The following is a 26,687-nucleotide window of genomic DNA, read 5'->3' on the forward strand; positions in this document are numbered from 1 at the left end:
GCAGGATCTGGCCCATGCGTCTGGTGCGTGCGGTGCTCGTCCTGCTCGGAGCGGTCCTGCCGCTGCTGGCCCCGGCGGGGGCCTCGGCCGCGAACCGGCTGCCGTCCTGGCAGCCGGTCCCCACGGGGGTGACCGCGCAGTTCCGCGGCCTGTCCGCGGTCAGCGGCCGCGTCGCCTGTGTCAGCGGCACCCAGGGCACGGTGCTGCGGACCGTCGACGGCGGGCGGAGCTGGTCCTCGGTCGGCCCGCCCGGGACCGCTGCGCTGGAGTTCCGCGACATCGAGGCGTTCGACGCCGAGCACGCCGTGCTCCTGTCCATCGGCCCGGGCACCGATTCGCGCATCTACCGCACCGACGACGGCGGCCGGCACTGGCGCCAGACCTTCCAGAACCCCGACACCGCGGCCTTCTACGACTGCCTGGCGTTCTTCGACCCGTGGCGCGGCCTGGCGATGAGCGACCCGGTCGAGGGCCGGTTCCGCCTTCAGGCCACCTTCGACGGCGGCCGCAGCTGGCACCAGATCCCCGCCGCCGCGTTCCCGCCCGCGCTGCCCGCCGAAGCCGGTTTCGCCGCCAGCGGCCAGTGCGTGACCACCTCCGGACCGGCCGACGCGTGGCTGGCCACCGGCGGCGGCGCCCAGGCCCGCGTCCTGCACTCCGGCGACGGCGGACGGCACTGGAGTGCCGCGGTCACCCCGCTGCCGAGCAGCGCCTCCGCCGGCGTGTTCGCCCTCGCGTTCCGCACCCCGTGGCAGGGCGTCGCCATCGGCAGCGACTTCGCGAACCCCACCGCGCCCGGACCGGCCGTGGCGCTCAGCGGCGACCGCGGCCGCACCTGGCGCACCCCGCCGCAGCACCCGGCGGGCTACCGTTCCGGACTGGCCTGGCTGGGCGGGACCGTGCTCGCCGTCGGCCCGGGCGGCAGCGACCTCAGCCCCGACGGCGGACGCCACTGGACCGCGTTCGACACCGGCAGCTTCGACACGGTCGACTGCACCGCGTCGGGAAGCTGCTGGGCCAGTGGCGAGAAGGGCCGGGTCGCCCGCCTGCGCCGGTGACCCCCGCCCTCAGCGCTCCTGACCGGTCGGCCGGACCAGGATCTCGTTGACGTCCACCGAAGGCGGCTGCTCCAGCGCGTACAGCACGGCCCGGGCGATGTCGTCCGCCGCCAGCTTCGGCTTCTTGCGCAGCTCCTCGTCGAGGATGTCGGTGTCGGTGACCCCGGGCTGCACCAGCGTGACCCGCACCCCGGTGCCCACGGCCTCTTCGCGGATCGCCCCGGCCAGACCGGTCACCGCCCACTTCGTGGCCGAATACAGGCTGCCCTTGCGCAGGTAGCGCCCGGCCACGGAACCGGTGAGCAGCAGGTGCCCGCCCGACCCGGCCAGCGCCGGAAGCGCGGCCCGGGCGGTCAGCGCCGCGCCGGCCACATTGGTCAGCACCATGTCCCGCCACTGCGCGGGATCCGTGCCGCCGTCGCCGAAGAACGACGTGCCCATCCCGATCCCCGCGTTCGCGAACGCGGCGTCGAGGCGGCCGAACCGCCGCACCGTCTCCTCCACCGCCCCGGACACGGCCTCCCACTCGGCGACGTCGGCGCCCAGCGCCAGCGCCCGGTCCGCACCCAGCTCGGCGGCGAGCCCGGCCACGGACTCCTGCCGGCGGGCCACGAGCGCCACGCGGAAGCCGGCCCCGGCCGCCCGCCGCGCCGTCGCCTCGCCGATTCCCCGGGACGCCCCGGTCACCAGAAGCACACGATCAGTCATGCCCCCAGGCTAGGCACCTCCGGCCCGGAGATCGACCCGGCCTCGGCGCGAGAGGGACCGTGGCGTGCGAAGCGGTTACGACGCGCGTACACCGGACCTCACGATCGGGCCTACGGGCGCGGGCTAGTCTGGCCGGGTGTCCACCGCACGCGCCGAACGGCTGGTCAACCTCGTGCTCGCCCTGCTCTCCACCCGGCAGTACCTCACCGCTGAGCGGATCCGCGGGATCGTGCCCGGGTACGCCGACGCGGCCAGCGAAGAGGCGTTCTTCCGCACCTTCGAACGCGACAAGACCGAGCTGCGCGAGCTCGGCATCCCGCTGGAGACCGGCCGCAACTCCGCCTTCGACGCGGTCGAGGGCTACCGCATCGCCCGCCGCGACTACGAGCTCGGCGAAATCGACCTGGCCCCCGACGAGGCCGCGGCCGTCGGGCTGGCCGTGCGGCTGTGGGACTCGCCCGAGCTGACCGGGCAGGCCCAGGGCGCGCTGGTCAAGCTGCGGGCGGCCGGGGTCGAGGTGGACGACCAGGCGCCGACCGTGATCGAGCCGCGGGTGCGGGCCGAGCCGGCGTTCGGGCCGCTGCTCGCCGCCGTCCAGAACGGCCGCGCGGTGCGCTTCGAGTACCGCCGCGTCGGCTCGCCGGAGCGAATGGTGCGCACGCTCGAACCGTGGGGCGTGGTCTCCTGGCGCGCCCGCTGGTACGTCGTCGGCCACGACCGCGACCGCGGCGCCACCCGGTGCTTCCGGCTCTCCCGCGTCACCGGCCGGGTCACCCCGTTCGGCCCGGCCGGCGCGGTGACCCGGCCCGAGGGCGTCAACCTGCTGAAGCTGGTGTCGGTCACCGGCGGTGGCGACGAGTCCTCGCCGGTGACCACCGCCCGGCTCTGGGTCGCCGACGGGCGCGCGGCCGGGGTGCGCCGCCGCGGCCGGGTCGTCGGCCGCGAGACCATCGGCGGGGAGCAGGGCGACCTGGTCGAGATCGGCCTGTCCTTCCCCGAGTCCGCCGCCGACTGGATCGCCGGTCAGGGCCCCGACGTGCTCGTGCTGGAGCCCGACGTGCTCGCCAAGGCCGTGCAGCACCGCCTCGAAGCCGTCCTGGTCCGCACCGGCGACGGGAGCGGCCGATGAGCAGCTCCACCGAGCGGATGCCCCGGTTGCTCGCCCTCGTGCCCTACCTGCTGGCCCGGCCCGGGATCCGGGTCGACGAGGCCGCCCAGGACTTCGACGTCACGCCCAAGCAGCTGCGCAAGGACCTCGAGCTGCTGTGGATGTGCGGGCTGCCCGGCTACGGCCCCGGCGACCTGATCGACCTGTCCTTCGAAGGCGACACCATCGTCGTCACCCACGACGCCGGAATGAACCGCCCGCTGCGGCTGACCGGCAGCGAGGCCACCGCCCTGCTGGTCGCGCTGCGCGCGCTGGCGGAGACGCCGGGGGTGGTCGACGCCGACGCCGTGCGCCGCTCCATCGCCAAGATCGAGGTCGCGGCCGGCCAGGCCCAGCCCGCCGGCGTGGTCGTCGCGGGCGGGGTCCGTGAGGGCAAGCGCACCGCCGAGACCCGCGAGACCGTCGCACGCGCCCTGCAGACCGGGCGGGCCCTGAGGATCCGCTACTACACCGCGTCCAAGGACCAGGTCACCGAGCGCACCGTGGACCCGATGCGGCTGCTCATCGTGCAGGCCGTCGGCTACCTCGAAGCCTGGTGCCGCCGCGTGGAGGGCGTCCGGCTCTTCCGCCTGGACCGCATCGACGAGCTGACCGTGCTCGAGGAGCCCGCCGCCCCGCCCGCGCACGCCCGGCCCACCGACCTGTCCGACGGCCTGTTCTCCCCGCGCCCCGGCCAGCGGGAGGCCGAGCTGGTCCTCGGCCCGGACGCCCGCTGGGTCGCCGAGTACTACCCGTGCCAGGAGCTGGCCGAGCTCGACGGCGGCCGGCTGCGGATCCGGATGCGCTACGCCGACGAGTCCTGGATGGTCCGGCTGGTGCTCAGCTTGGCCGGGGACGCGCTGGTGGAGCGGCCCGAAAGCCTGGGCGAGGCGGTCCGTCGGCGCGCCGCCGACGCCGTGGCCCGAGCCCGTCACCTACCGTCAACCTACGAGCACTAAGGTGACCACCGTGCCGTACCTGCCCACCGTCGTGCTCCTCGCGGCGGGTCTTCTTGTCCTGATTGTCCTGCTCGTCCGGACGCTCAGGGTCTTGCGCGGTTTCCGCCGCACCATGAGCATGGTGGCTACGAATACCCAGGACCGGACTGGACTGCTCCGCGCCCGGACCGCCGCGCTCCGCGTGGCCGTGGCGCGGCGCCGCGAGGCCCCGGAAAACCAGTAACATCTCGCTGAGACGGAAAGAAGGAGGCCACCGACCATGAACGCGCTCCAGCCGTGGCACATCATCATCCTGGTGCTGCTCGTGGTTCTGCTGTTCGGTGCCAAGCGGCTCCCGGACACGGCCCGCGCCATCGGCAAGTCCATGAAGATCTTCAAGGCCGAGACCAAGGACCTCTCCGGCGAGAAGCACGCCGAGGACGCCGAGCCGGTCGAGACCAAGCAGATCCCCCCGGCCGCCACCGTCGTGACCCCGGCCGCCCCCGCCGCCGCAGCCACCCCGGTCGCCCCGGTCGTGCCCGCCGCCCCGGTCGCCTCGGCCCAGGAACAGCAGGTCGCCGCGCTCCAGCGCCAGCTGGACGAGCTGAAGAAGCAGCAGGCCGCCGAGCAGCCCCAGAAGAACGCCAGCTGAGCCCACCGGGCACCACCCGGGTCCCCCCATCCCGCCCGGCGCGCTGAACCCCCGGCGCACCGGCGCGGTCGACGACGAGAACGGAACGACCAGTGGCGGAAGCCGCCAACGGCAACGGCAGCCGAGGCAAGCGTCGGCGCCGAAGCCGCCGGGTCAACCCCGACGGCACGATGACGCTGATCGAGCACATCTACGAGTTCCGCCGCAGGCTCGGCTTCGCCCTGCTGTTCATCGTTCTCGGCGGCATCTTCGGCTGGATCTGGTTCGAGCAGCACCTGGGCCCGGTCCCGTCGCTGGGCAACATCATGACCCAGCCCTACTGCGCCATCCCGGCCTCCCAGCGCTTCGGCGGTGACCAGGGCGGCTGCAAGCTGCTGAACACCGCGCCGTTCGAGATCTTCATGGTCCGCCTGAAGATCGGTGTCGCGGCGGGCGCCGTGCTCACCTCGCCGTTCTGGCTCTACCAGTTCTGGGCGTTCATCGCCCCGGGCCTGTACACCAAGGAGCGCAAGTACGCGCTGACCTTCGTCGCGTTCGCCTCGGTCCTGTTCGCCGCCGGTGCGGCGCTGGCCTACTTCCTCGTCCCGCACGCGCTGGCCCTGCTCGCCGGGTTCGGCCAGGAGCAGTTCGTCACCGCGCTCACCGCGGACAAGTACATCTCGTTCATCCTGTCGCTGCTGCTGATCTTCGGCGTCAGCTTCGAGCTGCCCCTGCTCGTGGTGATGCTCAACCAGGTCGGCGTGGTCAAGTACCAGCAGCTGAAGAAGTGGCGACGGGGGCTGATCTTCGCGCTGTTCGTCTTCGCCGCCTTCGCCACCCCGGGCTCGGACCCGTTCTCCATGCTCGGCCTGGCCGCGGCGCTGACCGTGCTGTTCGAGATCTCCATCCAGATCGCGCGGTTCCACGACCGCAAGCTCGACAAGGTCCGCGAGGACGAGGGCTGGGACCAGCTCGCCGACGACGAGGCCGCGCCGTTCGACTACACCCCGAGCACCGCCGACGACGAACCCGCCACCCGCGGCGGTGGCGGCGGCAGCCGCACCGACGACATCACCTGAGCCCGGGATGGGCCTGCACGCGGCGCTGGCCGTGCACCCCGCCTCCGGCCACGGCGCCGCCGCCCGCATCGCGGGCACCGTCGCCGACCGGCTGCGCCCGTGCGTCGACCGCCTCGACGTGCTGGTGGCCACCACCGTCGAGGAGTCCCGCGCGCTGATGCGCGGCTCCCACGCCGCGGGCCTCGACGTGCTGATCGTGCTCGGCGGCGACGGCGCCGCCCACCAGGGCGTCCAGTTCTGCGCCGCCAACGACGTGGCCCTCGGCCTCGTCCCCTCCGGCACCGGTAACGACTTCGCCCGCGCGCTCGGTAGCCCACCCGATGCGGACGCCGCCGTCACCGCCCTCGCCGCCGCCCTGCGGCAGGGCGCCCGCCGCCGCCTGGACCTCGGCCGCACCGGCGACGGCACCTGGTTCGCCACCGTGCTCTGCTCCGGCTTCGACGCCGGCGTCAACGCCCGCGCGAACCGGCTCCGCTGGCCCTCCGGCCCGCACCGCTACGACGTCGCGATCCTGGCCGAGCTGGCCGCCTTCCGCCCCAGCCCGCTCACCCTGACCGCCGACGGCACCACCCTCGAACTCGACGCCACCCTGGTCGCCGTCGGCAACACCCCGTTCTACGGCGGCGGCGTCCCGATCTGCCCCGCCGCCACCCCCGACGACGGCCTCTTCGACATCACGGTCATCGGCGCCGCCACCCGCCTCCAGCTGCTGCGCCTGCTGCCCGGGCTGCGCAGCGGCGGCCACGTCGGCCACCCCGCCGTCCGCACCCTGCGCGCCCGCGAGCTCACCCTCACCGGCCCCGCCTGGCCCGCCTACGCCGACGGCGAGGACCAGGGCCACGCGCCGCTCGCCGTCACCTGCGTGCCCGACGCGCTCACCGTCGTCGCCTGACCCCGGCCCCCGGCGCGCCGATCGTCACGCGACGTGCGAACTGTCGGTGCCGTGTGGAACCCTGGCGGAGTGGCCAGTAGCCCTTCTCAGTCCCCGGCCGAGGCTTATGCGGTCTCACGGCGCCGCGGGAAGTACCCCCAGCTGACCCGCTTCACCGGCGAGGTGTCCTTCGAGTTCGACGATTTCCAGGTCCGCGGCTGCGAGGCCCTGGAGAACGGCCACGGCGTGCTGGTCTGCGCGCCCACCGGCGCCGGCAAGACCGTGGTCGGCGAATTCGCCGTGCACCTGGCGCTGGCCGAGGGCCGCAAGTGCTTCTACACCACGCCGATCAAGGCGCTGTCGAACCAGAAGTACACCGACCTCGTGGCCCGCTACGGCGCCGACGCGGTCGGCCTGCTCACCGGCGACACCTCGGTCAACGGCAACGCCCAGGTGGTGGTCATGACCACCGAGGTGCTGCGCAACATGCTCTACGCCGGCAGCTCCGCCATCCCCGAGCTCGGCTACGTGGTGATGGACGAGGTGCACTACCTCGCCGACCGGTTCCGCGGCGCGGTGTGGGAAGAGGTGATCCTGCACCTGCCCGAGCACGTGCGCGTGGTCGGGCTGTCCGCCACGGTCAGCAACGCCGAGGAGTTCGGCGAGTGGCTGGTCGCGGTCCGCGGCGACACCACCGTCGTGGTCGACGAGCACCGGCCCGTGCCGCTGTGGCAGCACATGCAGGTCGGCAACCAGCTGCTCGACCTGTTCGCCGGCCAGGACGAGGCCGACCCCGGCGCCGAGCTGCGGATCAACCCCAGCCTGCTGCGCCGCACCGAGGAGATGGGCCGCTTCGCCGGACCCAGCGGCTTCCGCGGCCCTCGCGGCGGGCGCCGGGCGGGCCCGCCCCAGCGCGGTCCGCGGTTCCGGCCGCCCTCCCGCGTGGACGTGCTCGACCGCCTCGACCGCGCCGGCCTGCTGCCCGCGATCGTGTTCATCTTCTCCCGCGCCGGCTGCGACGCCGCCGTCACCCAGTGCGTCCGCTCCGGTCTGCGGCTCAACGGCCCCGAGCAGGTGGAGGAGATCCGCCGCATCGTCGACGCGCGCACCAAGGACCTGCCCGAAGGCGACCTCGGCGTCCTCGGCTACTGGGAGTGGCGCGAAGCGCTGGAGCGCGGCATCGCCGGGCACCACGCCGGGCTGCTGCCCGCGTTCAAGGAAACCGTGGAGGAGCTGTTCGTCCGCGGCCTGGTGAAGGCCGTGTTCGCCACCGAGACCCTCGCGCTCGGCATCAACATGCCCGCCCGCACCGTCGTGCTCGAACGGCTGGTCAAGTACAACGGCGAGGCGCACGTCGACCTCACCCCCGGCGAGTACACCCAGCTCACCGGCCGCGCCGGGCGCCGCGGCATCGACGTCGAGGGCCACGCCGTCGTGTCCTGGCAGCCCGGCGTCGACCCCAAGCAGGTCGCCGGGCTCGCCTCCACCCGCACCTACCCGCTGCGCTCCTCGTTCCGGCCCGGCTACAACATGGCCGTCAACCTGGTCTCCCAGGTCGGTGCGGACGCCGCCCGCGACCTGCTGGAGCAGTCGTTCGCGCAGTTCCAGGCCGACCGCTCGGTGGTCGGCACCGCCCGCCGGATCGAGCGGAACACCGAAGCGCTCAAGGGCTACGCCGCGGCCGTCACCGGCGACTTCGAGCAGACGCTGGAGTACGTCGAGCTGCGCGCCAAGATCTCCGCCCGGGAGAAGGTGCTGGCCCGGCAGAACACCGCGTCCCGGCGCGCGGGCACCGCGGAGTCGCTGGAGAAACTGCGCAAGGGCGACGTGATCGCGGTCCCGGCCGGCCGCCGCGCCGGGCTCGCCGTGGTCGTCGACCCCGGGCTCGACCCGATCCGCGAACCGCGGCCCGTGGTCGTCACCGAGGACCGCTGGTCCGGGCCGTTGTCGGTGGCCGACTTCCCGGCCCCGGTCGAGCCGCTCGGGCACATCCGGCTGCCCAAGCACCTCGAGCTGCGCTCCCCGCGGACCCGCCGCGACATCGCTTCCTCGCTGCGCAACGCCGGGATCGCGCTGCCCGGCCGCCAGCGGCGGCGCGGCGGCGCGGACGACGACGCCGAGCTGGCCACGCTGCGCCGCGCCCTGCGTGCGCACCCCAGCCACGGCCTGGCCGAACGCGAGGCGAACCTGCGCTGGGCCGAGCGCTACCAGCGGCTCACCGCCGAAACCGAGCAGCTCGAACGCAAGGTCGCCGCCACCACCCACTCGCTGGCGCGGGCGTTCGACCGGATCCTGGCGCTGCTCGGCGAACGCGGCTACCTCGGGCCGGCCGGCGCCGGCGACGGCGAGGACCGCGTCACCGAGCACGGCCGGCGGCTCACCCGCCTCTACAGCGAGTCCGACCTGCTCGCGGCCGAGTGCATCCGCCACGGCGTGTGGGCCGGGCTCGGGGCGGCCGAGCTGGCCGCGGTGGTCTCGACGCTGGTGTTCGAGGCCCGCCGCGACACCGCGGGGGAGCCGCGGCTGCCCACCGGCGCCGTGCCCGCGGCCTGGCAGGAGACCACCCGGCTGTGGGTGGAGCTGACCGAGGACGAGCGCCGCCACCGCCTGGACCGCACCCGCGAGCCCGACGCCGGGTTCGCCTGGCCGGTCTACCGCTGGGCCCGCGGCGAGTCGCTGGAGAAGGTGCTCACCGCCGCGGAGACCAACGGCCAGGAGCTCTCCGCCGGCGACTTCGTCCGCTGGTGCCGTCAGGTGATCGACCTGCTCGACCAGGTCCGCGTCGTGCTCGGGAAGGCCGACCCGGTCGGCGCCACCGCCGCGGAGGCCGTTCGCGCGCTGCGGCGCGGGGTCGTCGCGGCCGGGGCGGCGTGAGGTCCGCGTCAGCCCCCGGCGCGTTCGGGGGCCGCGGCGGCGCACCCGGCCGACCGCGTCCGGGTGGGCGCGTGTGCTCGGCCGCGACCTGTGGTTGGATCGCGCTCGAGACCAGGCGAAGCGGAGGCGAACGATGAGCACGCCGTATGGCGGCAACGACCCGCAGCAGCAGCCCCCTTACGGGCAGCAGCCGCAGTACGGGCAGCAGCCGGGCGGCGCGTACCCGCCGAGCGGACCGCAGGAGCAGCCGTACCACCCGCAGCAGTACGGTCAGCCGTCGTCCCCGCCGCCCTACGACCCGGCGCAGCCCACCCAGTGGGTGCAGCCGCAGCAGCCCCAGCAGCCCTACGGCCGCGCGCCCGGGGGGTACACCCCGCCGCAGCAGCCGCAGTGGGGCCGGCAACCGCCGCAGTACGGGCAGCCCTACGAACCGAACCAGCAGCAGTACGGCGGCTACCCGCCGAGCGGTCCGCAGGCCCAGCCCGGGTACGGCCAGCCGCCGAGCGGGCCGCAGGCCCAGCCGACGTACGGGCAGGACCCGCAGCAGCAGGGCCCGTGGGACTACGGCCGGTCCGGCGGCGCGGTCGCGGCGGCGGAGAAGGAGCCCGAGCCGGGCGGCTCGAAGAAGGGCCTGTTCATCGGCATCGGCGCCCTGGTGGTCGTGGTCGCCGTGGTGGCGATCCTCGGCTTCGTGGCCCCCGGGTTCTTCCGGACCGAGGTCTTCAACAACGCGCAGATGCAGACCGACGTGGCCAAGCTGCTCACCGGCACCTACAAGATCGAAGGCGTCAGCGGGGTCACCTGCCCGGCCGAGCAGAAGGTCGCCGACGGCGCCCGGTTCGAGTGCACCGCCACCATCAGCGGCAAGCCGCAGCAGGTCCCGATCACGGTCAAGGGCACCGACGGCAACTACGAGGTCTCGCCGCCGGTGTCGAAGTGACCTTCGCCGGGCCGCCGGGAAAACCGGTGGCCCGACGAGGTCCGGTGCGGCGATGATCCGGGCATGAGCGACTACACGGTCCGCCGGCTGGACGCCGAGGAGCACCGGGCGGCCTGGGAGCTGTTCCGCACCGCGCTGCACGCGCCGGTGCCGAAGGACGAGGACTGGGACCGCGCCCGCGCGGGCCACGTGCCCGGCCGGGTGTGGGGCGCGTGCGACCCGGAGCTGATCGGCACCGCCCGGTCGTTCGACGCGCAGGTGCGCGTGCCCGGCGGCGAACTCGTGCCGATGGCCGCGGTCACCGGGATCGGTGTCCGCGCCGGCCGCACCCGCCGCGGGGTCCTGACCGCGTTGCAGACCGCGCAGCTCGCGGAGTTCGCCGAGCGCGAAGTGGTTGCCGCGAGCCTGCACCCCACCGAAGGCACCATCTACGGCCGCTTCGGCTACGGCCCGGCGACCCTGGCCCGGGACATCCACGTGGACCGCCACCGCGCCCGGCTGCGGCCCGAAGCCCCGGCCGGCGGCGAGGTCTCCGTCCACAGCCTCAAGGAGTCCGTGGGCCGCTGGCCCGGTCTGTACCGCGCGACGGGCCTTTCGCGCCCCGCCACGATCACCCGGTCCGCGGCCTGCTGGTCCGGCTACGAGAGCATGTTCCACCGGCTGTCCGAAGGCCTGCAGACCGCGGTGCACCGCGGTCTCGACGGGACCGACGGCTACGCCTGCTACCGGGTCGTCCGCGAAGACGAACGCCCCACCCGGCTCGAGCTGTTCGACTTCCACCACACCAACCCCGGCGCGTTCGCCGGGCTCTGGCGGTTCCTGCTGTCGATCGACCTGGTCGACGAGATCCGGGCGCTGGGCCGGCCGCTGGACGAGCCGGTGGAGCTGCTGTTCGAGGACCACCGCGGCGCCACCGTGGCCCGCACGGAGGACGAGAGCTGGTTCCGCCTCGTCGACGTGCCCGCCGCACTGGCCGCCCGCACCTACGACCGCGCCGAGCCGGTCGTGATCGAGGTGCGCGACCGGTTCCTGCCGGCCAACGCCGGCCGCTACCGCGTCGGGCCCGAAGGCGCCGGACGCACGGACGCCGAACCTGACCTGCGCCTCGACGTCTCCACCCTCGCGATGCTCTACTTCGGCACCTGGAAGGCCACCGGGCTCGCCGCCGTCGGCCGGATCGAGGCGCCCGACGCGGAAGCACCGGCCCGCGCGGACACCCTATTCGGTACGCGCACCGCGGCCTGGTGCGGTACCTTCTTCTGACCTCGACCAAGGGGCCCGGCAGACGGGCTGGAGGCGGACGATCGTGGGCGAACGCGCGGTGCGGATCCTGGGCCTGGGCGTGCTCGGGTTGCTGGCCGCGGGCTGCGGATCGGGCCCGGCGACGCACCCGCCCGGGTGGACCACGACCTTCGGCCCCGCCGCCACCGGTGCCTCCTCCGCCCCGCCGGTCCGGTTCTTCGACGCCAAGGCCATGAGCGCCGGCGTCTCGAAGGTCCTCACCGACGACTTCGCCCTGCGCGGCTTCGGCGACGTCATCTGCCCCGACCGGCAGGCCGTCACCGACGGCAACCAGTTCCAGTGCACAGTGGACGTCGCGGGGGAGCGCAGGCACGTGCCGATCACCGTGACCGGCGCCGAGGGCCGGTACCGGGTCGACGCGCCGCGCTGAAACCGGGTGGCGGCGGGTGGTTGGATCGGATCATGACGGGTTTCGCGGTACGCCCCATCACCGACGAAGAGCGCCGGCCCACCTTCACCCTGCTTCGCCAGGCGCTGCACTCGCCGCCCCCGGACGACGAGTTCTGGCGTCAGCACGGCGATGCCTGGGTCGCCGACCACAAGTTCGGCGCCTTCGCCGGGGACCGTCCGATCGGGATCACCGGCTCGTTCGACACCGACCTGGTCGTGCCCGGCGGCGCGCGCCTGAGCACGGCGGCGGTCGACGGCGTCGCGGTCCGCGCGGACTGGACCCGCCGCGGCGTGGTCAGCGAGCTCATGCGCGTCCAGCTCCAGGACTTCGCCGCCCGCGGCCACGCCCTCGCCGCGCTGTACCCCAGCGAAGCCGCCATCTACGGCCGTTTCGGCTACGGCGCGGCCACCCTGGGCCGCACCATCCGCGTGGAGCACCCGGCCCGGTTGCGTCCCGGGGTCCCGGCCACCGGCACCGTCCGGCTGCTCGACGAGACCACGGCGGCCGCGCAGCTTCCCGCGCTCTACCAGCAGTGCGCCACCACCCGGCCGGGCCGGCTCGGCCGTCCCGCGGCCTGGTGGCCGATCGAGCGCAACCGCCAGATCCGCTACGGCGCCGGGTACCGCGTGGCCGTCCACACCGGACACAACGGGGAAGACGACGGGTTCGTCGTCTTCCGCAGCCGGGAGCGCGCCACCCTCGACCAGCCGGACCGGCGCGCGGCCCTGGACGTGCGGGACCTCATCGGCGCCGGCCCCGCGGCGGTCACCGGGCTCTGGCGGTTCCTGCTGTCGATCGACCTGACCGGCACGGTCCTCGCCCGCGACCGCCCGGTGGACGAGCCGGTCGGCGCCCTGCTCACCGACCCGCGCCGCGCCCACACCGACGCCGTGACCGACCAGCTGTGGCTACGCCTGGTCGACGTGCCCGCCGCGCTCGCCGCCCGGACCTACGGTGCGGCCGAGCCCGTGGTCCTCGCCCTCACCGACCGGCAGCTCCCCGCCAACACCGGTCGCTACCTCATCGGCCCCGGCGGCGCCCACCGCACGCAGGCCCCGGCCGAACTGGACCTCGACGCCGAAGCCCTCGGCCAGCTCTACCTCGGTGAATGGCGGGCGAGCACGCTGTGGCAGGCCGGGCGGCTCACCGCGGCCGACCCGTCCGCCGCCGCCCGCGCCGACGCCCTGTTCACCACCGAACGCCCGCCCTGGTGCGGCACGCACTTCTGAAGCGCCGCACCGGATTCCCGGTGTCCGTCCACTTCGGACCCGGCCGGGGACCCGGTGGCGGGCTCAGCGCCGGGGCAGCGCCGCGAGCAGCCGCTCCACCGAGCGGCCCAGGTTCCACCGCTCGGCCAGCTCCGCGACCCGTCCGGGATCGGCCGGGGCGGCCGGCACCGCGTCGGAGCCGGAGACCTCGACCGCGGCGTCCACCGCGACCCGCACCACCGTGGGCGCGACCGCGAGGTAGTCGGCGGCCTCCGACAGCCGCAGCCGCGTCTTCGGCGGGACCCGCGAGTCCCCCGAGGAAGCCGCCGCCAGCAGCTCCTCCAGCGAGCCGAACTGCGTGATCAGCTTGGCCGCGGTCTTCTCGCCGATCCCGGCGACGCCGGGCAGGCCGTCGGACGGGTCGCCGCGCAGCGCGGACATGTCGGCGTAGGCCCGGCCCGCGTGCTCGACCGGCACGCCGTAGCGCTCGGCGATCTCCTCTCGGCCCAGCACCTCCGCCTTCGCCCACCCCTTGCCGACGTAGACCACGGACGCGGGCGTCGGCTCCGCGCGCACCAGCTGGAACAGGTCGCGGTCGCCGGTGATGACCTCCACCGCCGCGTCCCGCTCGCGGGTGGCGAGCGCGCCGATCACGTCGTCGGCCTCGTACCCGGCCGCCTCGGCGGTGGCGAAGCCGAACGCGGCCAGCACGTCGAGGATCACCGGCACCTGCGGGGTGAGCGTGTCCGGCACCTCTTCCACGTCCGCTTCGCCGTGGCCCGGCACCGCGACCCGGTGCGCCTTGTAGCTCGGCAGCAGGTCGGTGCGGAACTTCGGCCGCCAGTCCGCGTCCAGGCAGGCCACCAGCCGCGACGGGCGGCGGTCGGTGAGGATGCGGGCGACGGTGTCGGTGAAGCCGCGCACCGCGTTCACCGGGGTCCCGTCGGGCGCGGTCATCGAATCGGGCAGCGCGTAGAACGAGCGGAAGTACAGGCTGGCCGAGTCGAGCAGGGCGAGTGGTCCGGTCACCCCGACAGCCTGCCACGCCGCGGGCCGGGCCGCGGGTGGCGCGCCGGTTGCGCCGGGCCCGGGCGGGGTAACCGGGAGGGGACGAGCCACGAGGGGAGCACGATGTCCACACCGGACGCACAAGGGCAGGCGAAGAGCGGGGGACGGCCGTGAAGGTGTTGGTGACCGGGGCGTCCGGCTTCGTCGGCGGTCGGCTCGCGCCCGTGCTCGCCGAGGCCGGCCACGAGGTCCGCTCGATGACCCGGCAGCCCGAGAAGTACACCGGAGCCGGTACCGCCGTGCGCGGTGACGTGGCCGAGCCGAGCTCGCTGCGCACCGCGCTGGAAGGCGCCGACGCCGCGTACTACCTCATCCACGCCCTCGACGATGAGGACTTCGAACGCCGCGACGCCGACCACGCCCGCGCTTTCGCCCAGGCCGCCAAGGAGGCGGGGGTGGGCCGCATCATCTACCTCGGCGGGCTCGGCGACGACACCGACGACCTGTCCGCCCACCTGCGCAGCCGTCGCCTGGTGGAGCACCTGCTCGGCTCCACCGGCGTGCCCGTCACGGCGCTGCGGGCCGGCATCATCGTCGGGCACGGCGGCATCTCCTGGGAGATCACCCGCCAGCTGGTCGAGCACCTGCCGGCCATGGTCACCCCGCGGTGGGCCGCCACCCGCACCCAGCCGATCGCGATCGACGACGTCATCCGCTACCTCGCCGGCGTGCTCGAACCCGCCGAGGCCGAGGGCCGCACCTTCGACATCGGCGGCACCGAGCAGCTCGCCTACGTGGACATGCTCCGGCGCCTGGCCGGGCTGGAGGGCCGCCGCCCGCTGATCGTGCCGGTGCCGCTGCTGACCCCGCGGCTGTCTTCCTACTGGCTGGCGCTGGTCACCGACGTCGACGTCACCACCGGTCGCACCCTGATCGATTCGATGGCCAACGAGGTCGTGGTGCGCGACGACAGCATCCGCAAGGTCGTCCCGTTCGAGCCGATGGACTACGACGCCGCCGCCCTGGCCGCGCTGGGGGAGCGCGCCCGCGAACGGAGGTCGGCTTGACCTCGTCGCGAGGCGGCCTGCTCACCGCCGCGGGCCGGGGGCGGGCGGCGGCCGGGAGTGGACGCCGACGGCTCCTCACCGGCTTCACCGCCGCGGGCACCGGGCTGCTCGGCCTGTCGCTGGCCACCCGGCCCGGCTCCGGCCGGTTCTACGTCCTCACCAACGCCGTGGCCGCCACCTGGGTCGCCGGCGGTCTGGCCGCCGGGCCACCCCCGCGCGGCCGATCGCGCCACCCGGTGCTGACCCCGGTGCTGATCGGCGCCGGGGCGTTCGGCGCCTTCTACGCCACCGCGCTGGTCGCCCGCCGCATCCCGGTGCTCGCCCGCGCGCTCACCGGTGTGCTCGCCTACGCCCACCGCGGCTCCGGCCCGGCGGTCCTCGTGACCACCCTCGCCACGGGCGCGGCCGAGGAGGTCTTCTTCCGCGGCGTCGTGCAGGAGCCGGGCACCGCGGTCGCCACCTCGACCGCGGTGTACGCGCTGTCGACGGTGGCCACCCGCAACCCGGCGCTGGTGCTGGCCTCGATCGTGATGGGCACGGTGTTCGGGCTCCAGCGACGCGCGACCGGCGGCATCCAGGCCCCGCTGCTGACCCACCTCGTGTGGTCCGCGCTGATGCTGCGCTACCTGCCGCCGCTGTTCGAAACCCCGGCGCCGCCCGGGTGAGGAGCCGCCGCCGGTGCCGGTACTAGGCTCCAGGGCATGTCGAGCCGATCCCTCCACACGCCTGCCCCCGACACCGCGGCGCTCCGCGCCCGCCTCGACCGCGCCGCCGCCGCGGCGGCCGCGGCGGACACCGACGCCCTGCTCATCGCCCCCGGTTCCGACCTGCGGTACCTGCTCGGGCAGGCGGGCGGCTCGTTCGAACGGCTGACCACCCTCGTGGTGCCCGCCGACGGGGCCCCGGCGCTGGTCGTGCCCAAGCTCGAAGCCCCCGGCTACGCCGACGTGCCCACCGGTGACCTCGGCATCGAGGTGCTCACCTGGGTCGACGGCGAAGACCCGTACCGGCTGGTGGCCGGCCGCCTCGGCCGCCCCGGCCGCGTCGCGGTCAGCGACTTCACCCCGGCCCTGCACGTGCTGGCCCTGCGCGCCGCCCTCGGCGACGCCGAGCAGACCCTGGCCGGCCCGGTCGTGCGCGAGCTGCGGATGCGCAAGGACGCCACCGAGATCGCCGCCCTGCGCGCGGCCGGCGCGGCCATCGACCGCGTGCACGCCCGCGTGCCCGAATGGCTGCGCGCCGGGCGCACCGAGGCCGAGGTGGGGGCGGACATCACCGCCGCCATCGTCGAGGAGGGCCACACCCACGCCGACTTCGTCATCGTCGGCTCCGGCCCCAACGGCGCCAGCCCGCACCACGACGTGTCCGACCGCGTGATCCAGCGCGGCGACGTCGTGGTCGTCGACATCGGCGGCCCGCTGCCCGAGGGCTACAACTCCGACTGCACCCGCACCTACTGCGTCGGCGAGCCGCGCGACGCCGACGTCGCCGAGACCTACGCGGTGCTGCAAAGCGCCCAGCAGGCCGCGGTGGACGCCGTGCGCCCGGGAGCCACCGCCGAGAGCATCGACGCCGCCGCCCGCGAAGTGATCGCGGCCGCCGGATTCGGCGAGTACTTCATCCACCGCACCGGCCACGGCATCGGCCTCGACGTGCACGAGGAGCCCTACATCATCGCCGGCAACCCGCTGCCGCTGGAGCCGGGCATGGCCTTCAGCGTCGAGCCCGGCATCTACCAGTCCGGTCGCTGGGGCGCGCGGATCGAGGACATCGTGGTGTGCACCGAGGACGGCGTCGAGTCGTTCAACACCCGTCCGCACGAGCTGGTCGTGCTGGACGCATGACCGGGCCCGGCCTGGAGCCGCTCGACCAGGCGATCGTGCAGGAACTCGCGGCCGACGGCCGGCGCAGCTTCACCGACCTGGCCGAACGGGTCGGCCTGTCGGTCTCGGCCGTGCACCAGCGCGTCCGGCGCCTCGAGCAGCGCGGGGTCATCCTCGGCTACACCGCGCGGCTCGACGGGGAGCAGATCGGCCTGCCGCTCACCGCGCTGATCTCGCTGACCCCCAACGACCCCGCCGCCCCGGACGACTACCCGCAGCGGATCCAGCACATCACCGAGATCGAGTCCTGCTACTCGGTGGCCGGCGACGAGTCCTACATCCTGCTGGTGCGGGTCGCGTCGCCGCTGGGGCTGGAAGACCTGCTGCGCCGCATCCGCGAGGCGGCGAAGGTCTCGACCCGGACCACGGTGGTGCTCTCGACGCCGTTCGAAGGCCGTTCGCCGAGGTTGTGACCCCGGTGCCGCCTGCCTCCCGGGGCGGGCGGCACCCGGGAACACCGGCTCATCGGGTGCGGTCACTGGTACGATAAAAGGTATGGCAACGCGTAAGGTGACGCTTTCGCTCGACAGCGGGGCGCTGGAATTCGCCGAGCGGGCCGCGAAGGCCCACGGAGTCTCGGTCTCGTCCTGGCTGTCCAAGGCCGCCCGGCGCGAGGCGGTACGCACGGGCTACACCCCGCAACCGGCGCCCGCCGCGCCGGCCGCGGAATCGGACGAGGCCGAGCGCACCGCGGCGGAAAAGGACCTGCGTGCGCAGGGGTGAAGTCTGGACGTACCACCCCCCGAGCGATCCGTCCCGGGCCCGCACCGTGGTCCTGCTCTCCTCGGACGGGGTGAACGAGTCCGAGCGGCCCTGGCTGCTCGGCGCCGAGCTGCTCGACCGCGATCCCCAGGACATCCTCGGCGTCGCCGTGGACGCCCGCTACTGGGTGTCCACGCTCAACCTGACCCGCCTGTACCGGCCGTGGTTCCACGAGCGCATCGCCGAGATCGACGCCGAGGTGCAGGAGAACATCGAAGTCGCCCTCCGGGCGGCGCTCGACCTCTGACCGCCCGGAGCCGGATCGCCGCCCGGCCGCGCAGCAGGCCTCTCCCCGGGGTAGCTGCGGTCACGTCGCCAAGCGCCCCGCCGTCTTCCGGCCGGACGCTCCTGCTCAGCGGGCGGTGACCTCCGGGGCCGCGTGCAGCCGGCCGTCCGGGGTGCTCAGGCAGGCCGCGTTGCCCGTGCGCACGGCGAGGAACTCGGTCAGGCACCCGGCGATCGCGGCGTGGCCCGCGGCGTTGGGGTGGAAGGACTCCTGCAGCGCGTGCTGCGCGCGGTCGGTTTGCCCGAGATCGCTCAGGTGCAGGGTCAGCCGGGTGAACCACTCCTGCGCCGGGTTCGAGCCACCGCTGCACGCCTCGTGGCCCGCGCCCGCGCGCGCCAGGTCGAGGAACCGCGCGCCGCTCTGGACCGCGGCCTGCTTGAGCCCGGCCGAGAGGGTGGTGATGCCCGTGCCCGCGATCCAGCTCAGGTCGTCGGAGCGGAACGGGCAGCCGTCGAGGCTCTGCAGCGCGGCCGGAATGCCCGGCCCGACCGGGGCGGCGTAGGACTGGAGCACCAGCTGGTAGTCCGCCGGGACGTAACCGGCCAGCGCCAGCACCTTCTTCACGTCACCGACGGCGTTGACCACCTTGGGCACCATCGCGTCCACTTTGGACTTCCAGGTCCGCTGCAGCGCCTCGTTGCACGAGGGCCCGCCCAAGCTGAACCAGGCCTTGAAGCAGGTGGTCACCTGCGCGGAGAACTGCGGATCGTCGTTCGCCCCCACGGCGATCACCACGGCGGCCACCCGGTGGTCCTTCACCACGTCCGCCAGCTGCTGCGCCTGCGAGGGCTCGCCCCACTGCCGCACGTCGCCCAGCGCGACCTGCCCGGCCGGCGCGCCGGAGCAGGCCAGGTTCACCCGCGCCGTGACCCCGGGGATCCGCACCTCCTGCACGAACGCCTCGGCCGAGCGGTGGCACCAGTCGCCGCCCCGGCCGTCGGTGTCCGCGGTGTAGCGGCCCGCGCCCTCGCCGGAAACCGTGCTGTCGCCCAGCGCGACCACGGTCAACGGCCCGGTGCCCGGTGGTCCCGGCCGCGCCAGCGGCTGCCCGGACCGGCTCGCGGCCCCGAAGAAGAGGAACACCCCGGCCAGAACGGCCACGCAGGTGAGGACCAGCGCCCCCCACCACCACCGGAATCGTCGCATCGCACCCCGAGTCTAGCGAGCGCCCGTACCGCGGCGGTCAGCCTCCCGAGGACGAGCGCCGCTCACCCCTGCGCCCGGTCCACGCTCACGGTCAGCGCCTCGTTCGCCTCGATCTCGGCGCGCAGCCGGTCCAGGCGGGCCCGGGCACCGCCGAGGGCGTCGGAGCCGAGGAGCAGGCGCAGGGGCGGAACCTCGGTGTCCACGGCCGCGGCGATGGCCGCGGCGGCGCGGGCCGGGTCGCCGGGCTGGCGGCCGGAAGCGGCCATTGTGGACTCCCGGCGTTTCCCGGCGGTCGGCCGGTAATCGTCCAGGCGCACCGGGGACTGCTGCATGGACCGGCTCGCCCACTCGGTGCGCAGGCCACCCGGCTCGGCGATCGTCACCGCGATGCCCAATGGCGCGAGCTCCGCGGCCAGCGACTCCGACAGGCCCTCCAGGGCGAACTTCGTCGCGTGGTAGTACCCGGTCGCGGCGAAAGCGGCCAAGCCGCCGAAGGAGGAGATGTTCACCACGCGCCCGGAGCGACGAGCCCGCATACCGGGCAGCACCGCCTTCAAGACCGTCACCACCCCGTGCACATTGGTCTCGTACAGCGCGCGGACGGCCGCGTCCTCACCCTCTTCGATGGCCGCGAGATAGCCGTACCCGGCGTTGTTGACCAGGACGTCGATGCGCCCGAAGACCCACTCGGCTTCCCGGACCGCCTCGGTCACCGAGGCGGGGTCGGTGACGTCCAGCGCCAGTGCCAGCGCGCGGTCGCCGTGCTCGGCGGCGAGCCCGGCCACGGCCGCGCGGTCGCGGGCCGTCACCACGACCCGGTCGCCTCGCGCCAGGGCGTGCCGCGCCAGGGCGCGGCCCAGGCCCTGGGAGCATCCGGTGATCAGCCACACCGGCGTGTTGTTTTCGTCGTTCGGCATGCACCCATCACAGCGGCGCGCGCCGGAGCCCGCCACACCCCCTTGAGGGTGGCTCCCGCCGGGTCAGCTTCCCGCGCGGCGGTAGCCTGGGCCGCGATGACCGGTGACGACAACCAGCTCGGTTCCTTCCTGCGCAGCCGCCGGGAGAAGGTCGACGCGGCCGCCGCCGGGGTCGTGGCCAACACCCGACGGCGGGTGAAAGGGCTGCGCCGCGAGGAGCTGGCGCTGCTGGCCGGGCTCAGCCCCTCCTACTACACGCGGCTGGGGCAGGGCCGCGACCGGCGTCCCTCCCGCGAGATCCTGGCGGCACTGGCCGGGGCGCTGCACCTGGACGACACCGAGCGGGCCCACTTGTGGTCGCTGGCCGTCCCGGCGCCGGCGCCCGCCGAGCCCGGCCGGTCCCCGGCCCGGGTCCGGCCCGGAGTGCTGGTGCTGCTGCAGCGGTGGGCCGACTTGCCCGCGTTCATCGTCGGCCCGAACCGCGGCGTGCTGGCCGGGACCGCGCTCGCCGCCCGGGTCAACCCCGCCTGGAGCCCGGGGCACAACCTGGTCGAATTCACCTTCCTCGACCCCCGGGCCCGCACGGTGTATCCGGAGTGGGAGGAGATCGCCCGGCAAGCGGTCGCCGGCCTGCGCGCCACCGCCGCCGCGCGCCGCGGGGAGCTCGACGGTTTCGTGACCGGGCTGCGCGAGCGCAGCCGCACCTTCCGCGACCTCTGGGACGCCCACGAGGTGGACGAGCGCACGACCGGCGCGAAACGACTGCTCGTCGACGGCGCCGGCGTCCTCAGTCTCGAGTTCGAGACCTTCGCGCTCGCCGGGCCCGAGGGCCACGTGCTGTATGTGTACTTCCCCCAGCCCGGCGGCGCAGCCGAGGAAGCGCTGCGCGAATTGGCCTGAGCGCGCCTCAGCCCGCGTCCTGCCACGGGTCGACGCTGCGCAGCAGCAGCCGGATCTGGGCCGGGTCGGTGATCTCGGCCTCGACGCCGTTCGGCAGGGCGATGATCAGGTGCGTGTCCCGCGCGACGCAGTCCGCGGCCGTCTCGGCCAGCGCCGCGGCGCCGTCCGCGTCCACCGCCGTGGTGCGGGTCAGGTCGAGCACGACCCTCCGGGCCTGCTGCTCGAACGCCTCGTGCACCAGCCGGCGGTAGTCCGGGGCCGCGCCCCGGCCGAGCACGCCGTCCACGGTGAGCAGTACTTCTTCGTCGAGAAAGACGCTCAGCAGGCTCATCTTGGCCTCCAACCGCGGCGTCACCGGGAAAGTCCAGCGTACGACAGGCGCCGCGTCCGTCGCGCCCTCAGCGGGGGACCGGAATAGTCACGCTTCGGTCACGGAGCATGACCCTGGGTGCACGGAAGGAACGGCTCGTTCCCGGCCGATCTTCCGGTCAAACGCACCGGGCCCGGGCCTGCCCCCGCGTACCGGGGCGCCTTCCTGCCCGGGCAGTGTTCTTCGACGTTCTTTGACCGCCGTGCGAACGGCGGCCGAAAGTGGATCGGACTCGATTCCGATCTCATCGACGAGAAGGCGGACTCATGTCTCGACGCAGCTCGGCGCGCAGGCTCTCCCTCTTCCTGGCCACGGCCGCCCTCCCGCTCGCCACCGCGGTGACGGGCGTCCCGGCGCAGGCGGCCGAAACCTGGACCACGGTCTTCCAGGACACCTTCGACGGTCCCGCCGGCACCGGGCTCAACGCCCAGGACTGGCTCTACGACCAGGGCACCGGCTACCCCGGCGGGGCCGCGAACTGGGGCACCGGCGAGATCGAGACCGCCACCGACTCCACCGGCAACGTCTACCACGACGGCAGCGGCCACCTGGTGATCAAGCCGCTGCGCGACGGCGCGGGCCACTGGACCTCGGGCCGGATCGAGACCCAGCGCACCGACTTCGGCGCGCCCGCCGGCGGTCAGCTGGAACTGAGCGCGACCCTGCAGCAGCCCGCCCCGGCCGGCGGCCTGGGCTACTGGCCCGCGTTCTGGGCGATGGGTGGCGACGCGCGCCCGGTCGGCGCCACCAACTGGCCCGGCATCGGCGAGCTCGACATCATGGAGGACGTCAACGCCCTGAGCAAGCACTCCACCACGTTCCACTGTGGACAATGGGCGGGGGAGTGCCACGACCCGGACGGCATCACCAGTAACCTGCAGGACTGCCCCGGCTGCCAGAGCGGGTACCACACCTATTCGGTGGTCGTCGACCGCCGTGACGCCGCGGCCGAGGAACTGCGCTTCTCCCTCGACGGCGCGCAGACCTTCGCGGTCAAGCAGAACCAGGTCTCCGACGCCACCTGGAAGGCCGCGGTCGACCACGGCTTCTTCGCCATCTTCGACGTCGCCATCGGCGGCTCGTACCCGAACAAGGTCTGCGGCTGCACCTCGCCCTCGGCCGACATCACCCCGGGCGCGGGCCTGAGCATCGACTCGTTCACGGTGAAGACCAGCACGAGCTGAGCAATTACAGATGGCCTCCTTGCCGGGTCGGGGGACCGGCAAGGAGGCCATCTGCTTTCTACCCCATCGAAGGGGCTACGGGTAGCTCACCACGTCGACCGGGACCGTCCCCGATGGGGTGGTCCCGCCGGAGTCGTTGATCACATGGGTGATCGTGCCCCGGTAGTTCAGGGACACCGTGAGCAGGCTGTGGAACCGCACTCCGGCGTTGTTCGGCACCTCGAACGCGTGGTAGCTGGAGACCGCGGGGTTGGTGTCGAAGAAGCAGTAGCTGCCCAATCCCCAGGCTTCGTGCGAGGTCACGTTCGCCCCCACCTTGTACGCGGCGTACCCGGCGACGCCCGAGGGCGCGTTCCACGAGGCCTGGTCCGGCACGTCGTAGGGCATCTCGTTCTGGAAGAAGATGGTTTTGCCGCCCTGGCCGTTCCAGATCACCTGGTACTTCTGGTAGTGCTCGACGAACAGGCCCGTGGCCAGCACGTTGTTGCCGTTGACCAGCACCCCGGTGTCGGCGGTGTTGGTGGTCCAGCCGACGGTGCCGCTGTTGCCGTGATCGGCCCGCCAGGCCCAGGTGTGGTCGATGATGGTGTTGTTGCTGTTGACGACCAGGCTGGTGGTGGCCTTGCCGGCGATCCGGCCGCCGATCCGGAAGAACACGTCCTGCAGCGTCGTCGGGTTCGCCGCGTGGTTCGCGGTCGACCCGCTCGCGCCCACGGTCAGCAGCGCGGTCGAGTTCGTGGTCCCGGCGTCGAACAGCAGGCCCTTGACCCGGACGCCGTCGACGTCGGCGACCTGCATGGCGTTGACCCCGTTGTCCGGGACCAGGGTCGGGTAGCCGATGCCCAGCACCACCGTGTTCGCCCGCGTCACGTTCAGGGTCTGGTTCAGGTGGTAGACCCCCGGGGTGAAGAACAGGTTGCAGCCCGAGGCCAGCGCGCTGTTGATCGTGGAAGCCGTGTCACCCGCCTTCACCACGTAGAACTGGGTCATCGGCAGCGACGAGCCCGGGGTGGAGCCGCCCGCCCAGCTGGGCCCGGAGGCGTTCGTGCGCAACGACGGCAGGAAAACCCGGTAGTTGCCGCTGCCGTCCACGTAGAGGTAGGGCACGTCGCGCGAGACCGGGGTGGTCGCCAGCGTGGTCTCCGGCGGGTTGGGGAAGGTGTTCGCCGGGGCGCCGGTGGTCCCGGAGAAGACCATGTTCCACACCCCGCCGTTCCAGCTGCCCAGCGCGGAATCGCGGGTGTACCACTGCTGCTGGGAGATCGACGCGGTCTGGCCGGACACGCGGGTGTCGGCGATGTAGCCGCCGCTGGCGTAGCCGTAGCTGGCCGGGTACAGCTGGAGCCCGCCCTTGACGTCCATCCGGCGGAACGGCGCGGCCTGCGCCACCGCCCACCGGTCGTTGCCGCTGCTGGGGGTGACCGCCATGTTCTCCGCGGAGCGCCAGAAGTTCTGCAAGGCCACGCCCTGGTCGGAGGCGTTGAAGGCGTCCACGGTGATGTCGCCGTTGATCTGCACGTCGTCCGGGTTCTGCCCGAGACCGGCGACCGAGGTGTAGAAGCCCACGTTGTCGTGCACGTTGTAGGCGCCCGGCTTGAACAGGTGCGCCACCCGCCGGTCGGCGAACTGCGCGGACAGCGTGTCCTTCTGGTTGGCGAAGTCGGTGTCGAGCTGCGACTGGATCGTCGCGGCGGACATGCCCGGGTCGAAGATCCGCACGTTCGGCCCGAAGTTCGGCACGGCCGGCTGCGTGGTGCAGCCCGCCTGCGTGCCGATCGTGTAGGTCGCGCTGGCCACGGGGGAGCTGGCCGAACCGGACTTGACCGCGATCGCGGAGATGGTGCGGGAGCTGGGCACGGTGATCGGGCCACTGTACAAAGTGGACGACGCGGTGGGGTTCGAGCCGTCGGTGGTGTACCGGATGCTCGCGCCGGCGGTCGCGGTGGTCAGGGTGACGGTCTGGGCACCGGGGTAGCTGCCGCCCGCCGGGCTGAACGCGGGGGCGGCGGCCGGGCCGGACACCCCGCCCTGGGTGTAGCCGAAGTGCGGGGTGTCGTACTGCGGCCCGCTCTTCTCGTAGGTGAACCAGTAGTCCAGCACGGTGCCGGTGCTCAGACCGGCGACGGTGGAACGCCAGGTGCCGGAGCTGTTGGTCATCCGGACGTTCTGCTGGCCGGCCCCGGGGACGCCGGTGTAGTGCACGTCGACGTAGAGCGACGCGGTGGCCGGGGTGAAGGAGAGCTGAGCCTGGCTGTCGCTGAGCTGGGTCGCGCTCTGGGTGTAGTCCGCGGCCGCCGAGGCGGGGGCCGCGAGTCCCGCGGCGGCCAGCAGGCCGGCCGCGGCGAGTGCGAGCGTGGCGAGGGAACCCCGCCGGGATCTTCGGGACACCACAGAAGTCCGGTTCACGCCGTGACACCTCCGCCGTTGGGGATGCGCTTGCCGCTGTCGGGAATCACAGATCGGCCACTTTTGTTGCGAGTCCCAACAAAGTAGCTCCCGGACCGTGACCCCGTCGTCACGACTGGGTAACGCTTGTCTGGACCAGTCGGGGCGCCGCCGCACCCGGGTGCCCGGAAGTCCACCCGGAGGAGGACGCACGGAGTAGTCACAACGACAGGTTTCGGACAAAACGAGGAGCAGGTCTGGACCACTTCGGAGCGGCTTCCCACACTCGCGGTCAGTGGGTTTCTTTCCCCCGACCTTGGAGGTTTCCGATGCGTCGAAGAATCACCCTCGGACTCGCCGGTGCGGCCTTGCTCACCGCGGGCCTGGCCACGGTGGTGGCCCCCGCCACCGCGCTGGCCTCGCCCGCCCAGCTCGCGGCCATGCAGCGCGACCTGGGCCTGAACGCCGAACAGGCGCAGACCCGGCTCAGCCAGGAGCGGGCCGCTTCGAACCTGATGCCGGCCGCGCAGCAGGCGGCCGGTGCGGCCTACGGCGGCGCCTGGTTCGACCCGGCGCAGGGCAAGCTCGTCGTCGGCGTGACCGACCCGGCCGTGGCCGAAGCGGTCCACCGCACCGGCGCCGCGACCGCCCCGGCCCGGATCAGCGCCGTCGCGCTCGACGCGGCCAAGTCGGCCGTCGACGCTTCGGCCAAGGCGAAGCCCGCCCCGGCGTCGGTCAGCGGCTGGGGCGCGGACCCGCGCACCGGCAGCGTGGTCGTCACCCTCCAGCCGGGCGCGCACGGCGCGGACGTCGACGCCTTCCTCGCCCGGGCCCGCGAGGCCGGCCCCGTGACCACGGTGACCGGGCCGAAGCCGCAGACCTTCTCGGCCGGCACCGTCGGCGGCGACCCCTACTACATCAACGGCAACACCCGCTGCTCCATCGGTTTCTCGGTGAACGGCGGGTTCGTCAGCGCCGGGCACTGCGGCGGCGCGGGCAGCTCGGTGGTCGGCTGGGACGGCTCGGCGATGGGCACCTTCGGCGGCTCCTCCTTCCCCGGCAACGACTACTCGATCATCAACATCGGCAACGGCTGGTGGACGGCCCCGGTCGTGCTCGGCTGGGGCACGGTCAGCGACGTGATCGTCCGCGGCTCCTCGGTCGCCCCGGTCGGCTCCTCGATCTGCCGCTCCGGCTCGACCTCGCACTGGCACTGCGGCACCGTGCTGACCATCAACGACACCGTGAACTACGCCCAGGGCGCGGTCTACGAGGTCACCCGCACGAGCGTGTGCGCCGAGCCCGGCGACTCCGGCGGCTCGTTCATCACCGGGGACCAGGCCCAGGGGGTCACCTCCGGCGGGTACGGCGACTGCAGCGCCGGGGGCAACACCTGGTTCCAGCCGGTCAACGAGATTCTGCGGACCTACGGCCGTTCCCTGGTCACGGGCTGACTCACCATCCATAGTGGACACACGGTTCGGCGCTGCGCCGTTCGGCGCAGCGCCGAACCGTGTCAAGGGGCGGATGCGGTGGTTTCCGCTGACCGGATCCGGACAGGTTCGCCCCCGTTCGTTGTTTTCCGCCCGGCCGTGGTTGTAGACAGAATCCGGCCGGGCCCGGACCTGGCGG

Annotated in this window: 27 protein-coding genes; 21 read left to right on the top strand and 6 right to left on the bottom strand. The window is 73.7% G+C overall.

Annotation, left to right across the window (positions count from 1 at the left end; all coding sequences use genetic code 11):
* Nucleotides 1-23: 23 nt before the first annotated feature.
* Nucleotides 24-1,058 carry a WD40/YVTN/BNR-like repeat-containing protein gene (locus NYF13_RS17560; RefSeq protein WP_396287688.1) on the top strand — a complete coding sequence of 345 codons (1,035 nt, stop codon included), beginning with the start codon at nucleotides 24-26 and terminating at the stop codon, nucleotides 1,056-1,058.
* A 9-nt stretch (nucleotides 1,059-1,067) separates the two neighbouring features.
* On the opposite strand, the gene NYF13_RS17565 is transcribed toward NYF13_RS17560, so the two are convergent.
* Nucleotides 1,068-1,766, bottom strand: a complete 699-nt coding sequence (locus tag NYF13_RS17565) for an SDR family NAD(P)-dependent oxidoreductase (RefSeq protein ID WP_315658146.1) — start codon at nucleotides 1,764-1,766, stop codon at nucleotides 1,068-1,070.
* A gap of 136 nt (nucleotides 1,767-1,902) precedes the next feature.
* Between NYF13_RS17565 and NYF13_RS17570 the strand changes: the two genes are divergently transcribed.
* The 11 genes from NYF13_RS17570 (at nucleotide 1,903) to NYF13_RS17620 (ending at nucleotide 13,168) form a co-directional block, all read left to right on the top strand.
* Complete coding sequence (locus NYF13_RS17570; protein ID WP_315658147.1) at nucleotides 1,903-2,895, top strand: WYL domain-containing protein; 993 nt, start codon at nucleotides 1,903-1,905, stop codon at nucleotides 2,893-2,895.
* Nucleotides 2,892-3,872 (top strand): WYL domain-containing protein, encoded by a 981-nt coding sequence (locus tag NYF13_RS17575; protein WP_315658148.1) that lies wholly within the window; start codon nucleotides 2,892-2,894, stop codon nucleotides 3,870-3,872. The genes NYF13_RS17570 and NYF13_RS17575 overlap by 4 nt, the downstream gene beginning before the upstream one ends.
* Before the next feature lie 10 nt (nucleotides 3,873-3,882).
* Nucleotides 3,883-4,095: a bacteriophage holin gene (locus tag NYF13_RS17580; RefSeq protein ID WP_315660349.1), complete on the top strand. Its 213-nt coding sequence runs from the start codon at nucleotides 3,883-3,885 to the stop codon at nucleotides 4,093-4,095.
* Nucleotides 4,096-4,131: 36 nt separating this feature from the next.
* Complete coding sequence (gene tatA / locus NYF13_RS17585) at nucleotides 4,132-4,503, top strand: Sec-independent protein translocase subunit TatA (RefSeq protein ID WP_315658149.1); 372 nt, start codon at nucleotides 4,132-4,134, stop codon at nucleotides 4,501-4,503.
* Nucleotides 4,504-4,595: 92 nt separating this feature from the next.
* Nucleotides 4,596-5,561, top strand: a complete 966-nt coding sequence (tatC, locus tag NYF13_RS17590) for a twin-arginine translocase subunit TatC (protein WP_315658150.1) — start codon at nucleotides 4,596-4,598, stop codon at nucleotides 5,559-5,561.
* Nucleotides 5,562-5,568: 7 nt separating this feature from the next.
* Nucleotides 5,569-6,453, top strand: coding sequence for a YegS/Rv2252/BmrU family lipid kinase (locus tag NYF13_RS17595; protein ID WP_315658152.1), 885 nt, complete (start codon nucleotides 5,569-5,571; stop codon nucleotides 6,451-6,453).
* A gap of 69 nt (nucleotides 6,454-6,522) precedes the next feature.
* On the top strand, nucleotides 6,523-9,306 hold the full coding sequence (locus tag NYF13_RS17600) for a DEAD/DEAH box helicase (protein WP_315658153.1): 2,784 nt from the start codon (nucleotides 6,523-6,525) through the stop codon (nucleotides 9,304-9,306).
* 133 nt (nucleotides 9,307-9,439) lie between these two features.
* Nucleotides 9,440-10,246, top strand: coding sequence for a DUF4333 domain-containing protein (locus NYF13_RS17605; protein ID WP_315658154.1), 807 nt, complete (start codon nucleotides 9,440-9,442; stop codon nucleotides 10,244-10,246).
* Between the two features lie 63 nt (nucleotides 10,247-10,309).
* A complete protein-coding gene (locus NYF13_RS17610; protein WP_315658155.1) occupies nucleotides 10,310-11,509 on the top strand; it encodes a GNAT family N-acetyltransferase in 1,200 nt (399 codons plus the stop codon).
* Between the two features lie 43 nt (nucleotides 11,510-11,552).
* Nucleotides 11,553-11,918: a DUF4333 domain-containing protein gene (locus NYF13_RS17615; RefSeq protein ID WP_315658157.1), complete on the top strand. Its 366-nt coding sequence runs from the start codon at nucleotides 11,553-11,555 to the stop codon at nucleotides 11,916-11,918.
* 32 nt (nucleotides 11,919-11,950) lie between these two features.
* Nucleotides 11,951-13,168 carry a GNAT family N-acetyltransferase gene (locus NYF13_RS17620; RefSeq protein WP_315658159.1) on the top strand — a complete coding sequence of 406 codons (1,218 nt, stop codon included), beginning with the start codon at nucleotides 11,951-11,953 and terminating at the stop codon, nucleotides 13,166-13,168.
* Nucleotides 13,169-13,231: 63 nt separating this feature from the next.
* On the opposite strand, the gene NYF13_RS17625 is transcribed toward NYF13_RS17620, so the two are convergent.
* Nucleotides 13,232-14,176, bottom strand: a complete 945-nt coding sequence (locus NYF13_RS17625; RefSeq protein WP_315658161.1) for a 5'-3' exonuclease — start codon at nucleotides 14,174-14,176, stop codon at nucleotides 13,232-13,234.
* 149 nt (nucleotides 14,177-14,325) lie between these two features.
* Between NYF13_RS17625 and NYF13_RS17630 the strand changes: the two genes are divergently transcribed.
* The 6 genes from NYF13_RS17630 to NYF13_RS17655 all read left to right on the top strand — a co-directional run bounded on the left by NYF13_RS17630 (nucleotide 14,326) and on the right by NYF13_RS17655 (nucleotide 18,114).
* Entirely contained in the window at nucleotides 14,326-15,222 is an 897-nt protein-coding gene (locus tag NYF13_RS17630) for an NAD(P)H-binding protein (protein WP_315658162.1), read from the top strand.
* A complete protein-coding gene (locus tag NYF13_RS17635) occupies nucleotides 15,219-15,887 on the top strand; it encodes a CPBP family intramembrane glutamic endopeptidase (RefSeq protein WP_315658164.1) in 669 nt (222 codons plus the stop codon). Before NYF13_RS17630 ends, NYF13_RS17635 begins: the two co-directional genes overlap by 4 nt.
* 36 nt (nucleotides 15,888-15,923) lie before the next feature.
* Complete coding sequence (locus NYF13_RS17640) at nucleotides 15,924-17,066, top strand: Xaa-Pro peptidase family protein (RefSeq protein ID WP_315658166.1); 1,143 nt, start codon at nucleotides 15,924-15,926, stop codon at nucleotides 17,064-17,066.
* Nucleotides 17,063-17,518 carry an Lrp/AsnC family transcriptional regulator gene (locus NYF13_RS17645; RefSeq protein ID WP_315658169.1) on the top strand — a complete coding sequence of 152 codons (456 nt, stop codon included), beginning with the start codon at nucleotides 17,063-17,065 and terminating at the stop codon, nucleotides 17,516-17,518. The genes NYF13_RS17640 and NYF13_RS17645 overlap by 4 nt, the downstream gene beginning before the upstream one ends.
* A gap of 82 nt (nucleotides 17,519-17,600) precedes the next feature.
* The gene (locus NYF13_RS17650) at nucleotides 17,601-17,828 is read left to right on the top strand and encodes a hypothetical protein (protein ID WP_315658171.1); all 228 of its coding nucleotides are present in this window, start codon (nucleotides 17,601-17,603) and stop codon (nucleotides 17,826-17,828) included.
* Nucleotides 17,815-18,114: a hypothetical protein gene (locus tag NYF13_RS17655; protein WP_315658172.1), complete on the top strand. Its 300-nt coding sequence runs from the start codon at nucleotides 17,815-17,817 to the stop codon at nucleotides 18,112-18,114. Before NYF13_RS17650 ends, NYF13_RS17655 begins: the two co-directional genes overlap by 14 nt.
* A 105-nt stretch (nucleotides 18,115-18,219) precedes the next feature.
* Here the strand turns inward: NYF13_RS17655 and NYF13_RS17660 are convergent, their stop codons facing one another.
* Together NYF13_RS17660 and NYF13_RS17665 are read right to left on the bottom strand one after the other, a co-directional pair.
* Entirely contained in the window at nucleotides 18,220-19,299 is a 1,080-nt protein-coding gene (locus tag NYF13_RS17660) for a GDSL-type esterase/lipase family protein (protein ID WP_315658174.1), read from the bottom strand.
* 62 nt (nucleotides 19,300-19,361) lie between these two features.
* Nucleotides 19,362-20,216 carry an oxidoreductase gene (locus NYF13_RS17665; protein ID WP_315658176.1) on the bottom strand — a complete coding sequence of 285 codons (855 nt, stop codon included), beginning with the start codon at nucleotides 20,214-20,216 and terminating at the stop codon, nucleotides 19,362-19,364.
* Between the two features lie 96 nt (nucleotides 20,217-20,312).
* Between NYF13_RS17665 and NYF13_RS17670 the strand changes: the two genes are divergently transcribed.
* The gene (locus NYF13_RS17670; protein ID WP_315658177.1) at nucleotides 20,313-21,116 is read left to right on the top strand and encodes a helix-turn-helix transcriptional regulator; all 804 of its coding nucleotides are present in this window, start codon (nucleotides 20,313-20,315) and stop codon (nucleotides 21,114-21,116) included.
* Nucleotides 21,117-21,123: 7 nt separating this feature from the next.
* On the opposite strand, the gene NYF13_RS17675 is transcribed toward NYF13_RS17670, so the two are convergent.
* Complete coding sequence (locus NYF13_RS17675; RefSeq protein ID WP_315658178.1) at nucleotides 21,124-21,471, bottom strand: STAS domain-containing protein; 348 nt, start codon at nucleotides 21,469-21,471, stop codon at nucleotides 21,124-21,126.
* A 281-nt stretch (nucleotides 21,472-21,752) separates the two neighbouring features.
* Between NYF13_RS17675 and NYF13_RS17680 the strand changes: the two genes are divergently transcribed.
* Nucleotides 21,753-22,670 (top strand): family 16 glycosylhydrolase, encoded by a 918-nt coding sequence (locus NYF13_RS17680; RefSeq protein WP_315658180.1) that lies wholly within the window; start codon nucleotides 21,753-21,755, stop codon nucleotides 22,668-22,670.
* A gap of 75 nt (nucleotides 22,671-22,745) precedes the next feature.
* Here NYF13_RS17680 and NYF13_RS17685 read toward each other — a convergent pair whose 3' ends face one another.
* Complete coding sequence (locus tag NYF13_RS17685; RefSeq protein ID WP_315658181.1) at nucleotides 22,746-25,076, bottom strand: chitobiase/beta-hexosaminidase C-terminal domain-containing protein; 2,331 nt, start codon at nucleotides 25,074-25,076, stop codon at nucleotides 22,746-22,748.
* A gap of 308 nt (nucleotides 25,077-25,384) precedes the next feature.
* Between NYF13_RS17685 and NYF13_RS17690 the strand changes: the two genes are divergently transcribed.
* Nucleotides 25,385-26,509, top strand: a complete 1,125-nt coding sequence (locus NYF13_RS17690) for a S1 family peptidase (protein ID WP_315658182.1) — start codon at nucleotides 25,385-25,387, stop codon at nucleotides 26,507-26,509.
* The last annotated feature ends 178 nt before the right edge of the window (nucleotides 26,510-26,687 follow it).

It is taken from the genome of Amycolatopsis sp. PS_44_ISF1, from assembly GCF_032335455.1.
Lineage (GTDB): Bacteria > Actinomycetota > Actinomycetes > Mycobacteriales > Pseudonocardiaceae > Amycolatopsis.

What these genes read in the sequence shown, in the direction of transcription:
- NYF13_RS17640 (WP_315658166.1), top strand. Translation starts at nt 15,924, where the DNA reads ATGTCGAGCCGATCCCTCCACACGCCTGCCCCCGACACCGCGGCGCTC.
- NYF13_RS17645 (WP_315658169.1), top strand. Translation starts at nt 17,063, where the DNA reads ATGACCGGGCCCGGCCTGGAGCCGCTCGACCAGGCGATCGTGCAGGAA.
- NYF13_RS17595 (WP_315658152.1), top strand. Translation starts at nt 5,569, where the DNA reads ATGGGCCTGCACGCGGCGCTGGCCGTGCACCCCGCCTCCGGCCACGGC.
- NYF13_RS17665 (WP_315658176.1), bottom strand. Translation starts at nt 20,216, where the DNA reads ATGCCGAACGACGAAAACAACACGCCGGTGTGGCTGATCACCGGATGC.
- NYF13_RS17620 (WP_315658159.1), top strand. Translation starts at nt 11,951, where the DNA reads ATGACGGGTTTCGCGGTACGCCCCATCACCGACGAAGAGCGCCGGCCC.
- NYF13_RS17690 (WP_315658182.1), top strand. Translation starts at nt 25,385, where the DNA reads ATGCGTCGAAGAATCACCCTCGGACTCGCCGGTGCGGCCTTGCTCACC.
- NYF13_RS17610 (WP_315658155.1), top strand. Translation starts at nt 10,310, where the DNA reads ATGAGCGACTACACGGTCCGCCGGCTGGACGCCGAGGAGCACCGGGCG.
- NYF13_RS17605 (WP_315658154.1), top strand. Translation starts at nt 9,440, where the DNA reads ATGAGCACGCCGTATGGCGGCAACGACCCGCAGCAGCAGCCCCCTTAC.
- NYF13_RS17680 (WP_315658180.1), top strand. Translation starts at nt 21,753, where the DNA reads ATGTCTCGACGCAGCTCGGCGCGCAGGCTCTCCCTCTTCCTGGCCACG.
- NYF13_RS17670 (WP_315658177.1), top strand. Translation starts at nt 20,313, where the DNA reads ATGACCGGTGACGACAACCAGCTCGGTTCCTTCCTGCGCAGCCGCCGG.
- NYF13_RS17660 (WP_315658174.1), bottom strand. Translation starts at nt 19,299, where the DNA reads ATGCGACGATTCCGGTGGTGGTGGGGGGCGCTGGTCCTCACCTGCGTG.
- NYF13_RS17575 (WP_315658148.1), top strand. Translation starts at nt 2,892, where the DNA reads ATGAGCAGCTCCACCGAGCGGATGCCCCGGTTGCTCGCCCTCGTGCCC.
- NYF13_RS17650 (WP_315658171.1), top strand. Translation starts at nt 17,601, where the DNA reads ATGGCAACGCGTAAGGTGACGCTTTCGCTCGACAGCGGGGCGCTGGAA.
- NYF13_RS17565 (WP_315658146.1), bottom strand. Translation starts at nt 1,766, where the DNA reads ATGACTGATCGTGTGCTTCTGGTGACCGGGGCGTCCCGGGGAATCGGC.
- tatA (WP_315658149.1), top strand. Translation starts at nt 4,132, where the DNA reads ATGAACGCGCTCCAGCCGTGGCACATCATCATCCTGGTGCTGCTCGTG.